The 11,282-nt window shown below is 60.1% G+C and carries 11 protein-coding genes and 1 tRNA gene; 3 read left to right on the forward strand and 9 right to left on the reverse strand.

Annotated elements, in window-relative coordinates:
* Positions 1-3: 3 nt before the first annotated feature.
* The 4 genes from J2X43_RS09835 to J2X43_RS09850 all read right to left on the reverse strand — a co-directional run bounded on the left by J2X43_RS09835 (position 4) and on the right by J2X43_RS09850 (position 4,244).
* Complete coding sequence (locus J2X43_RS09835; RefSeq protein WP_310293564.1) at positions 4-1,107, reverse strand: ABC transporter permease; 1,104 nt, start codon at positions 1,105-1,107, stop codon at positions 4-6.
* A 7-nt stretch (positions 1,108-1,114) separates the two neighbouring features.
* The gene (locus J2X43_RS09840) at positions 1,115-2,626 is read right to left on the reverse strand and encodes an ABC transporter ATP-binding protein (RefSeq protein ID WP_310293565.1); all 1,512 of its coding nucleotides are present in this window, start codon (positions 2,624-2,626) and stop codon (positions 1,115-1,117) included.
* Between the two features lie 71 nt (positions 2,627-2,697).
* The gene (locus tag J2X43_RS09845) at positions 2,698-3,690 is read right to left on the reverse strand and encodes a BMP family ABC transporter substrate-binding protein (RefSeq protein WP_310293566.1); all 993 of its coding nucleotides are present in this window, start codon (positions 3,688-3,690) and stop codon (positions 2,698-2,700) included.
* A 236-nt stretch (positions 3,691-3,926) separates the two neighbouring features.
* Positions 3,927-4,244, reverse strand: a complete 318-nt coding sequence (locus J2X43_RS09850) for a hypothetical protein (RefSeq protein WP_112385376.1) — start codon at positions 4,242-4,244, stop codon at positions 3,927-3,929.
* A gap of 225 nt (positions 4,245-4,469) precedes the next feature.
* On the opposite strand from J2X43_RS09850, the gene J2X43_RS09855 reads away from it, so the two are divergent.
* Together J2X43_RS09855 and J2X43_RS09860 are read left to right on the forward strand one after the other, a co-directional pair.
* Positions 4,470-4,559: transfer RNA gene (locus J2X43_RS09855), tRNA-Ser, on the forward strand.
* 51 nt (positions 4,560-4,610) lie between these two features.
* The gene (locus J2X43_RS09860; RefSeq protein ID WP_310293567.1) at positions 4,611-5,420 is read left to right on the forward strand and encodes a potassium channel family protein; all 810 of its coding nucleotides are present in this window, start codon (positions 4,611-4,613) and stop codon (positions 5,418-5,420) included.
* Positions 5,421-5,428: 8 nt separating this feature from the next.
* Here the strand turns inward: J2X43_RS09860 and J2X43_RS09865 are convergent, their stop codons facing one another.
* On the reverse strand, positions 5,429-6,670 hold the full coding sequence (locus J2X43_RS09865) for a DUF763 domain-containing protein (protein WP_310293569.1): 1,242 nt from the start codon (positions 6,668-6,670) through the stop codon (positions 5,429-5,431).
* A gap of 104 nt (positions 6,671-6,774) precedes the next feature.
* A complete protein-coding gene (locus J2X43_RS09870) occupies positions 6,775-7,815 on the reverse strand; it encodes a glutamine synthetase beta-grasp domain-containing protein (protein WP_112385077.1) in 1,041 nt (346 codons plus the stop codon).
* Between the two features lie 392 nt (positions 7,816-8,207).
* Between J2X43_RS09870 and J2X43_RS09875 the strand changes: the two genes are divergently transcribed.
* Entirely contained in the window at positions 8,208-8,402 is a 195-nt protein-coding gene (locus J2X43_RS09875) for a DUF2735 domain-containing protein (protein ID WP_310293572.1), read from the forward strand.
* Here the strand turns inward: J2X43_RS09875 and pncB are convergent.
* The 3 genes from pncB to J2X43_RS09890 all read right to left on the reverse strand — a co-directional run bounded on the left by pncB (position 8,399) and on the right by J2X43_RS09890 (position 11,275).
* Positions 8,399-9,703 (reverse strand): nicotinate phosphoribosyltransferase, encoded by a 1,305-nt coding sequence (gene pncB / locus J2X43_RS09880; protein WP_112385075.1) that lies wholly within the window; start codon positions 9,701-9,703, stop codon positions 8,399-8,401. The two genes, J2X43_RS09875 and pncB, sit on opposite strands and share 4 nt — an antisense overlap.
* Positions 9,704-9,869: 166 nt before the next feature.
* A complete protein-coding gene (locus J2X43_RS09885; RefSeq protein WP_310293574.1) occupies positions 9,870-10,214 on the reverse strand; it encodes a hypothetical protein in 345 nt (114 codons plus the stop codon).
* A gap of 101 nt (positions 10,215-10,315) precedes the next feature.
* Positions 10,316-11,275 (reverse strand): glyoxylate/hydroxypyruvate reductase A, encoded by a 960-nt coding sequence (locus J2X43_RS09890; protein ID WP_310293576.1) that lies wholly within the window; start codon positions 11,273-11,275, stop codon positions 10,316-10,318.
* Between the last annotated feature and the right edge of the window lie 7 nt (positions 11,276-11,282).

The raw sequence follows: 11,282 nt of genomic DNA on the forward strand, positions 1-11,282 counted from the left end.
CCCTCACTTGCCGTTGAACTGCTGATAGATGCGGACCAGCGCCGGGCGGAACATATATTCGAGCGCACCGGCAAACAGGATAACCAGACCCTGGATGACCAGGATCATCTCGCGGGTGATGTTCGGCATCTCGAAGGAGATCCAGTCGCCGCCCTGATAGAGGATGCCGAAGAGGATTGCCGCCAGGATGATGCCGACAGGGTGGTTTCGGCCCATCAGCGATACGGCGATACCGACGAAGCCTGCGCCGCCCACGAATTCGACCTGCAGACGCGCGGACGCGCCCATCACCGGGTTCAGCGCCATCATGCCTGCCAAGGCACCCGAGAGCAGCATGGCGATCATGACGGTCCGTGCGTAGGGAATACCGGCATAGGCGGCAGCCGTTGGGCTGACGCCGAGCGTGCGCATCTCGAAGCCGAGCTTGGTGCGCCATATCAGCAGCCAGACCAGCCAGGCAACGACGAGCGCAATAACGAAGGAGACGTTGAACGGGGCAGCGCCGAGCTTGCCGCCGAACATTTCCATCACCCAGCCGAGCTTCGGCAGCTGGCCGCCATCGAGGAAGGTGCGGGTTTCAGGGGCCATCTTGCCCGGCACGATCAACACATGCACCAGCAGGTACACCATCAGCGCAGCGCCGATATAGTTGAACATGATGGTGGTGATGACGATGTGGCTGCCGCGCTTGGCCTGCAAGTAAGCTGGCACCAGAGCCCATGCTGCACCGAAGATGCCAGCGCCGATGACGGCGAGCGGCATCGTCACGTACCAGGGCACGTATTTATCGAGGGCGAGTGCCACCAGCGCACAGCCGAGACCGCCGAGATAGGCCTGTCCTTCGGAACCGATATTGAAGAGGCCGGCATGGATGGCGACGGCGACCGAGAGGCCGGTGAAGATGAAGCTCGTCGCGTAGAACAGCGTGAAGCCGATGCCTTCGCCGCTCCCGAGCGCGCCCTCGATCAGCAGCGACAGCGCGTCGAGCGGACTCTCGCCGATCAGCCAGACAACGAAGCCGGAGATCAGGAAGGCGACGAGGAGATTCAGAATCGGGATCAGGCCGTAATTGATCCATTTGGGCAGTGGGACTGAAGCAGTGCTCATAAAGGCCTCACGCGGCAATGCCGGCCATCATCAGGCCGAGGGTCTGTTCACCGGCATCGGGCGTCTTCTCGCCGACGACATGGCCGGCAAACATGACAAGGATACGGTCTGAAAGGGAGCGGATTTCATCGAGCTCGACGGAGACGAGCAGGATCGCTTTGCCCGCGTCGCGCATCTCGATGATCCGGCGGTGGATGAACTCGATGGCGCCGATATCGACGCCGCGGGTCGGCTGACCGATGATCAGGGCCGCCGGATCACGCTCGATTTCACGGGCAACGACGATCTTCTGCTGGTTGCCGCCGGAGAAATTCGCGGTCTTCAGCCGCGGGTTCGGCGGGCGAATGTCGTATTTTTCGATCTTTTCCATGGCATCCTTGCGGATCGCATCGAGATCGAGAATCGGACCTTTGCTGTAGGCCGGATTGCGGTGATAGCCGAGGACCGAGTTTTCGTATTCCTCAAACTTGAGAACCAGTCCCATGTGATGGCGGTCTTCGGGAATATGGGCGAGACCGAGCTCGCGCAGACGCGCCGGATCTGCCTTTTCGATGGACTGGCCATCAAGCAGTATCTCTCCCGAGGCGGGCTTGCGGATACCGGCGATCGCTTCCAGCAATTCCGACTGGCCGTTGCCGGCAACACCGGCAATGCCGACGATCTCCCCGGCGCGGACGTCGAAGGAAACATTGTCGACCATGGTCACGCCGCGATTGTCCTTCACCGTCAGGTTCTTGACCGACAGGATGACCTTGCCTGGATTGGCCTCGCCCTTCTGGACGCGCAGCAGGACACGGCGGCCGACCATCAGTTCGGCGAGCTCCTCGACCGTCGTTTCCGAGGTCTTGCGGGTCGCCACCATCTCGCCGCGGCGCATGACCGACACCGTATCGGTGATCGCCATGATCTCGCGCAGCTTGTGGGTGATGAGAATAACGGTCTTGCCCTGGTCGCGCAGCACCTTGAGGATGCGGAAGAGGTGATCTGCCTCGGCAGGCGTCAGAACGCCCGTCGGCTCGTCGAGGATCAGGATCTCGGCGCCGCGATACATGGCCTTGAGGATTTCGACGCGCTGCTGCAGGCCGACAGGAAGCTGCTCGATCAGCGCATCCGGATTGACCTCCAGGCCGTATTCCTTTTCCAGCCGCTTCAGCTCGGCGCGCGCCGCAGCGACGCCCCTGGCGAGCAGCGCTCCGCCTTCGGCGCCGAGCATGATGTTCTCGAGCACCGTGAAATTATCGACCAGCATGAAGTGCTGATGCACCATGCCGATACCGGCGGCGATCGCCGTCTGGCTGTCGCGGATCGAGATCGGCGTGCCGTTGACGCGAATTTCACCGGCGTCGGCATGATAGAAACCATAGATGATCGACATCAATGTCGACTTACCGGCACCGTTTTCGCCGATGATGCCATGGATAGACCCCTTGGCAACGGTAAGATTGATGTCCTTGTTCGCGTGGACGGCACCGAATTTCTTATCGATGCCCACGAGTTCGATTGCGGGCGTGTCTGTCACAGCAGGCTCCAAATAAGAAAAGGGCGTATGGCGGTAAAATCAACACGCCATACGCCCATCTCAATCGCGGATCACTTCGGGCAAGCGTTGTCCGTGGTGTAGTCGTGAACCTTGATGGTTCCTGCGATGATGTCAGCCTTTGCCTTGTCGACAGCAGCCTGCATTTCCGGGGTGATCAACGCCTTGTTGTTGTCGTCGATCGCAGCCGCAACGCCGTCTTCCTTGACGCCGAGAGCCTGAACGCCACCGGTGAACTTGTCAGCCTTGGTGTCGGCATAAGCGTTGTAGACGGCCAGGTCGACGCGCTTGACCATCGAGGTCAGGACGGAGCCCGGATGCAGGTAGTTCTGGTTGGAATCGACGCCGATCGACAGCTTCTTGTTGTCGGCAGCAGTCTGGAGAACGCCGAGACCGGTTGCGCCAGCTGCCGCGTAAACAACGTCAGCGCCCTGGTCGATCTGGTTCTTGGTGAGCTCGCCACCGCGAACCGGGTCGTTCCACGCAGCACCGGTGGTGCCAGTCATGTTCTGGAACACTTCGACGTCAGCCTTGACCGAGCGTGCGCCCTGCTCATAGCCGCATTCGAACTTGCGGATCAGCGGGATGTCCATACCACCAACGAAGCCAACCTTGCCGGTCTTCGATGCCAGGCCGGCGAGAACGCCAACGAGGAAGGAGCCTTCTTCTTCCTTGTAGACGACCGAGCGCACGTTCGGCTTGTCGACGACGGCGTCAACGATGATGAACTTGGTGTCCGGGAATTCTGCAGCAACCTTTTCTACGGCCGACGTCCAGGCGAAGGAAACGGCGACAACCGGGTTGAAGCCGCGGCTTGCGAAGTTGCGGATTGCCTGCTCGCCCTGCGTATCACCTGTTGGTTCGAAGTCGCGGTAAGCGATACCGGTTTCCTTCTTGAACTTCTCAGCGCCATTGTAGGCAGCTTCGTTGAAGGACTTGTCGAACTTTCCGCCGGTGCCGTAAACCAGAGCCGGCTTGACGTCGGCGGCGAGCGCCGTCGTGGACATCGCGGCCACGGCCAAAAGCGAAAGGAGGGTTTTTTTCATGAGTTGCAGCCCTGTTGTTGCTATTTGTTTGGGGTCCTCCCGCAAGCCTTCTTCGAGGCATGTCTGCGGAACCACCGGCCTCCCCCCGGAGACCTGGCTTCGCGCATCCTTGCATGGCTGAATGAAAATTTCACGAGAAATTTTTCGGGTGGTAAAAATTTGCCGGGGATGCCGAAAAACAGTTCAATCAGGCTGATTTCTGCGCAAAAGCCGCCAACAAACTGCTTTTTCGGTGATCAGGCCGTGAACCGGCCTGCAACCGGGGGCTTCTTATATCCGACCATCCAGAGCAGCAGCGCCAGCACCAGAAACACGCCAAAAGCGGGCTGCAACATCAGCCACTGGAAAATGAAGGTGTAGAAGCGCGGATGAACATAATAGGCGATCGACGATTGCAGCGCCACCAGCGAAGCGGGGCTGACATCCTGCCAGGCATCCCCCATGGGCGTCATCACCACAGCTGAGGCTGCGACCGACTGTATGGAATCGATGGTTCCCGCGATCACCGCAACGGCGAGCGCGACAAGACTACTCAAACGCAACAAGAAACGCATAAAACCCTCCGGCGCACTCATGCCGAAAACCCCGGCCAGCCACGCCATTTTCCACCCTCGGAGGCAGGATAAATCCGAGCCTTCTAAAGTGCAATGGATGACGCGAGCGGAGTTTTATCGGAAGAAGTCAAAAAACTGTTAGATTTAGGTTGATCCCCGAAAATTCATCGGTATATATCGCGCCGTTCCAACGATTTGTGTTTGACGATGCAGATCGAAATAGCAGGACAGGTGGCCGAGTGGTTTAAGGCGCACGCCTGGAACGCGTGTGTGCGTGAAAGCGTACCGTGGGTTCGAATCCCACCTTGTCCGCCATTTTCCTTTTCGTTTCCTCGACGTGTGCTTGAAGCAGGTGCTGCGCCGCATATGTTCCTGCGGATGAATGACGGGACGCTACCGCCTGAGACATCAGGGCTCACCAGCCTTCGCCAGAGACTGCGCGTGCTCTATCTGGGGCGCGAAAAGAAGGCGATCACGTTTCAGGCCGTCCTGGCTGTCGTCGATCTCGCAATTCTCGCCTTCTTCGTTCTGGGTCCTTATCTGCGCTCAGGCCCGTCCTACCTGATCATCGACTACTCGATTGCCTTCTGGATCGGGCTCGAGCTTTGTGCGCGGGCGCTGATCGAACGCAATCTCGGCGACTGGCTGAAGAGGCCGATTACCTGGATCGACATATTCGTGCTGCTGACGCTGCTGTTACCGGAGTTGCTGTTCAACTTCGCCTTCCTGCGGGCAATCCGCATCTGGACGATCGGCCAGAGCGCGCTTCTCAAAGTTCTGCTTCGTTATTGCGGTTTGAGGCATCTGGAAGATGTGATGCGGGCGTCGATCAACGTCATCGTCTTTCTGTTTCTCGTCACGGGCTTCGTCTACACGTTCTTTTTCCGCGGCCTTCCCGGCATCACCGGCCTCGTCGATGCTCTTTATTTTACGGTTGCGACGGTAACGACAACGGGTTTCGGGGACATCACCCTGCCGGGAACACTCGGCAAGCTGACCTCGATCGTGACGATGATTATCGGCATTTCCCTGTTCGTGCGCCTGGCTCAGGCCGTCGTACGTCCGTTCAAGGTCACGTTTCCCTGCCCGCAATGCGGGTTGCAGCGGCATGATGCCGATGCAGTGCATTGCAAGGCCTGCGGACATATCCTGAACATTCCCGATGAAGGGGCATGAGAGGCAGATTACCTCTCCTCACCCTCCCAGCCGAACACACTGCGGCCGCCCCATTCCGGCGAGTGCTTGAATTCTCCGGCAACGATCTCCTTGAGATCAGGCCCGGTCACGTAGCGCTCAAGCTGGCGGGACTGGTCGTCAAGCCGCTTGAGGGCCTCAAGCTCTTCCTCTCGCCCGAGGCGGCCCTTGTGAACCGCCGATTTCATGACCTTGATCGTTTCGTCATAGACCTTCAGCGGCACCGGGAACGGATGCCGGTCCTTGCCGCCGTGGGCGATCGAGAAGCGGGCGGGGTCTGAAAAGCGGTAGGGAGCCCCGTGCACCACTTCGGCGACCATGGCGAGCGCCTGGACGGTGCGGGCGCCGACGCCGGGAACGAGGAGAAGCTGCTCGAAATCTTCAGGGCCACGATCGGCGGCGGCAGCCAGATTGCCGTGCAGCCGCTTCATGTTGACGTCTTTCTCGCGGACATCGTGATGCGCCGGCATGATCAGGTGGGGCAAGAGCATCTGGTCGGGCAGCGGGGCGGGTTTTGCCGTGCCGAGCGCCAGCGCGGCGGCTTCACGGACGATGCGGTCGGGGCCGAGCGTTGCGAGGAGATCGAGCTGTCCGGCACGCGAGCGTTCCGCCCGCTTGTCGGCGAGATTGACGATATTGCCCTGGCTGCGGCCCTCGATCGCCGCGTGCGGCGAGTTGACAAAACTTTCCAGCCCCTCGGATAGCCAGTGGTAGCGGCGAGCCTGCCTGTTGTCGCCGTTCATCCCCTGCTGAACCACCACCCATTTGCCGTCGTCGGTGACGATGAAGCCGTGCAGATAGAGATCGAAACCATCCTGCAGTGCAGCGCTATCGACCTTGGCGACCAGGCGGCTTGTCCGCGCCAGCGAGATCCCGTCGATACCGACGCGATTGCCAATCGCGGCAAGCTCATCCGGCGTGCGCCGCGATTGCGCGCCACGACCGCCGCAGACATGCAGGCCGAGCTCACCGGAGAGCGGCGTCAGCCCACGCTTCAGCGCGCCGAGCACACTGGTGGTGATGCCCGATGAATGCCAGTCCATGCCCATGACGGCACCAAAGGACTGGAACCAGAAAGGATGTGCGAGGCGGCGCAGGAATTCGTCGCGGCCGTAATGATGCACGATCGCTTCGGTGATCACCGCACCGAGCTTCGTCATCCGGTCGCCCAGCCATTTGGGAACCCTGCCGCCATGCAGGGGAAGATCGGCGCTGCCTGCTCTTTGAGCCATGGACGCAATTATAGCTTCGTCGCGCGGCCGAAGGAAACCGATCCTTCAAAAAGAAAACGCCGGCTGCAAGCAGCCGGCGCCCTTGGGAGGAAAACCTCTTTGGATTATGCAGCAGCCGAAGCGTAGCTTTCGGTCGGCACTTCCGAAATCGTCTTCAGAACCTGGGAAGCGATCTGGTAAGGGCAGCCCTGCGAGTTCGGGCGGCGATCTTCCAGGTAGCCCTTGTAGTCGTTCTTGACGAAGGAGTGCGGCACGCGGATCGATGCGCCACGGTCAGCAACGCCGTAGGAGAACTTGTTCCACGGAGCGGTTTCGTGCTTGCCGGTCAGGCGCTTGTCGTTGTCCGGACCGTAGACGGCGATATGGGCTTCCAGGTTCTTTTCGAACTGACCCATCAGGGCCTCGAAATAGGCCTTGCCGCCAACTTCGCGCATGAACTTGGTCGAGAAGTTGCAGTGCATGCCCGAGCCGTTCCAGTCAGTGTCGCCGAGCGGCTTGCAGTGATATTCGATATCGATGCCGTACTGTTCGGTCAGGCGCTGCAGCAGGTAGCGAGCCATCCAGATCTGGTCGGCAGCGCGCTTGGAGCCCTTGCCGAAAATCTGGAATTCCCACTGGCCCTTGGCGACTTCAGCGTTGATGCCTTCATGGTTGATGCCGGCAGCAAGGCACTGGTCGAGATGCTCTTCGACGATTTCGCGAGCGACCGGGCCAACGTTGGAGGAACCGACGCCGCAGTAATACGGACCCTGCGGAGCCGGGTAGCCCTGTTCCGGGAAGCCGAGCGGACGGCCGTTCTCGTAGAAGAAATATTCCTGCTCGAAACCAAACCACGCATCTTCGTCGTCGAGAATGGTGGCGCGGCTGTTGGAAGGATGCGGGGTGACGCCGTCGGGCATCATGACTTCGCACATGACGAGGACGCCGTTGGTACGGGCCGGGTCAGGATAGATGGCGACCGGCTTCAGCACGCAATCCGAGCTGCGGCCTTCAGCCTGCATCGTCGAGGAGCCATCGAAGCCCCAGAGCGGAAGCTGTTCCAGGGTCGGAAATTCAGCAAATTCCTTGACCTGCGTCTTGCCGCGCAGATTCGGTACCGGAGTGTACCCATCGAGCCAGATGTACTCGAGCTTATACTTTGTCATTGGCCAGTCTCTCAAACGTGTGCGTGTCACAAATCCTGAGGGTGCGTTTCACCAGCGGATGCTCAATACCAAGCACGTGGCGTGCCAGTTTGGCAGAAGCCCGCCAGGGTGCGTCAAAACGCGCAGGCAGGGAGACCGCGGCGCAAGACGTTAACTTTCAATAAAAGCGCGGGGTTAGGCGGGAACCGGGCCGATACCGGCGCGTTTTTCTTTTGAAAGTGCAAACGCCTGAAAAAGATGCAGGAGCGCCATCGTATTTCGCGCACTTTATCAATCGCTTACGAAGAGCACAGCAATTGGTGATATTTTGTGCAGTTTGCATATTTCATGGGCAATCTGCTATTATGGCGGTCCGACTAAACGACGAATGTCGAAAATGGAAGGCAAATAGGATGCCGACAAACGTTCATGGCGAAACCGCCAAGATCTACCAGTTTCCGGTGAAATTGCGCCGCACCGGCGAACGCTTCGGCGCCCGCCAGCCGCTGGATATCGATCCGGATATTTGCGATGCCGCTTTCGACAGCTGGTATCATCAGGATGCGATCCGCGAGGACGAAGAGAACAACCGCAAGCCGCAGGCTTAAACAAAGACCGCCTGATCAACGCGATCTTCGCTGCCGAAGATTTTGAGATACCGCTCAACCTCGCCCGGTTCACCGGTCGCTTTTTGAGGATTGTCGGAAAGCTTGACGGCCGGACGGCCATTCGCGTCGCTGACCTTGCAGACAATCGAGATCGGATCGAGGCCGGACATATCGATGGGCGCGCAGCCCACGAAATCGTTGGTGAGGTTCGTCCCCCAACCGAAGCTCATGCGAACACGGCCCTCGAAATGCTTGTAGGTGTCGATAATCGCATCGACATCCATGCCATCCGAAAAAATCAGAAGCTTCTGGCGCGGATCGCGGCCCATCTTCTTCCACCATTCGATGATCTTCTCGCCGCCTTCGACCGGCGGTGCGCTGTCCGGGCGGAAACCCGTCCAGTCGGCAACCCATTCCGGCGCATCGCGCAGAAAGGCGGCGGTGCCGAACGCGTCCGGCAGAACGATCAGAAGATTGCCGCCATAGAGCCGGTTCCAATCGCGCAGGACCTTGTAGGGCGCCTTGCGCAGGTCGTCGTCGGTCTCCGCGAGGGCGGCGGCCACCATCGGCAGCTCGTGGGCGTTGGTGCCAACGGCTTCGAGATCGGAATCCATGGCAAGCAGAACGTTGCTGGTGCCGGTGAAAGCCGGGCCAATGCCTTCCTTCAATGCCTCAACGCACCAGCGCTGCCACAGGAAGCTGTGACGGCGGCGCGTGCCGAAATCGGAGATGCGCAAGCCGGGTAATTCCTTCAGGCGCTCGACCTTCGACCACATGCGCGCCTTGGCGCGGGCATAGAGAACATCGAGCGTGAAGGGACCGAGCGCTTTCATCGCCGAGCGCGAGCGCAGCTCATTGATGATCGCCAGTGCCGGGATTTCCCACATCGTCGTCTCTTTCCAGGAGCCGTGGAAATCCAGCACGTATTGGCCATCCTTCTTCGAGAGCTCGTATTCAGGCAGCTGGAAATGCGAGAACCAGGCGAGGAATTCAGGCTCGAAGATCTGGGCGCGGCCATAGAAGCTGTTACCGGCGAGCCAGATCATCTCCTTCTTGGAAAGACGCAAAGTGCGGGCATGGTCAAGTTGCTCGCGCAATTCGCCTTCATCGATCTCTTCGGCGAGATGCACGCGCTTGGTGCGGTTGATCAGCGTGAAGGTCGCATTCACATCCGGATAGAGCTTCCAGATCATCTGCAGCATCAAAAGCTTGTAGAAGTCGGTGTCGATCAGACTGCGGACGATGGGGTCCAGCTTCCAGGCGTGGTTATAAACCCGTCTTGCGATATCGGTCTTGGCCATGCTCCACCCCATACCAATCCGGTCGGGGGCCACCGCTGCGGCCGGCACACGACGACCGGCTCGTGCGCCTTCTTATCGAAAAATCAGCGGCCAAAGTCCAGTGCAAATACAAAGCCCTGCCGTCCGGGACGACAGGGGTTGCGATGACCGCCAGACCCATGCGCGGTTATTGCGCGGAAGGTGTTGCCGGCGCGTTGGGCTGCGCGCTACCTGCAGGGGGCGTTTCCGTCGGCACCGCGGTGCCGTTCTGCAGCGATGGCGATGCCGGCGCTGCGGGTTGCTGCGACTGCATCTGCTGGCCGGGCTGCTGCGGAGCGACCTCGCTCGCCTCACGCCCGCCCCAGATCTCCACTGGAATCCAGACAATGAAGGCGAGTACAAGGGCGACGATCAACACCGTCAGAACGCGGCGGCCGGTCCGGCCCTGTTTGGCCTTGACCGGAGAAATCTGTTCTTCCTCGTGCAGCTTGCCATCGGATTTTTCCCAACGGGTTTCCATCTGATGCGCCATTCATGTCTCCTTCCGGTAAGCGGACAGCCGGAATGCGGCCTGCCCGAAAGCTTCCGGTGAGAACAACGAAGAGAAACGGCGAATGTTCCCGGCCGGGCCGGTCAGTATCCCGCGCCGCGGTCGACCAGAAACTGAAGGGGCTCGCCCTTTTCGAAGCGGACGATCTGCTGCTCGACATGCCGGAAGAGTGCGTTTTCTTCGGAGATCGCGGCGTCGTGTGGCGTGATGAAGACGCTGTCGAGACCCCAGAGCGGATCATCAGCCGGCAGCGGCTCGACTTCGAAGACGTCGAGCGAGGCGCCGCCGAGGATGCCGCCTTCGATGGCCGCAACGATATCGCTCTGGACCTGGCTCTTGCCGCGTCCGGCATTGATGAAAACAGGTTTGCCGAGCGCGCCGCCCTGGCGCAGCTTCCTGAACAGGCCATCGTTGTAGAAGCCCGTCGTCTCGGCCGTCAGCGGCAGCAGGCCAACGAGGATATCGGTCTTCGACAGGAAGAGATCGAGGCCCGCAGCATCGAAGGTCTCGACGCCGTCTAGTTCCTTCTTCGTACGCGACCAGCCGATGACGTTGAAGCCCATCACCTTGAGCTTGCGGACGGCATCCTGGCCGAGCACGCCGAGGCCCATCACGCCAACGGTAATTTCGGCAGCTTCTGGCGGCGCCATCTTGCCCCAGATGCGATCACGCTGATGCTGGTCGTGTCCGCGCTGATCGCGCAGATGCATCAGGCACTGCATCACCACCCATTCGCTCATCCGCACCGTCAGGCTGCGATCGACGAAGCGGACGATCGGCACGTCGGGCAGGCCCGGCAGCGTCATGATGCTATCGACGCCGGCCCCGCCGGAGAAAATGATCTTCAGGTTCGGCGCCCTGTCGAAAAGATCGGCATCCGGCTTCCAGAGCAGCGCGTATTCGCAGGCGCTGAGATCCCTGCCCTTGCTCGTGGGATCGGCTAAGCTGATGCTGCCGCGATCCGCAAAGGCGGTTTTCAGGATGCGGGCGATACCTTCAGGATTGAACTTGAGATCGACGAGAACGGGCGGTCTTGCGGACATGGTCTTC

Source organism: Rhizobium sp. BE258 (genome assembly GCF_031457345.1).
Classification (GTDB): domain Bacteria; phylum Pseudomonadota; class Alphaproteobacteria; order Rhizobiales; family Rhizobiaceae; genus Rhizobium.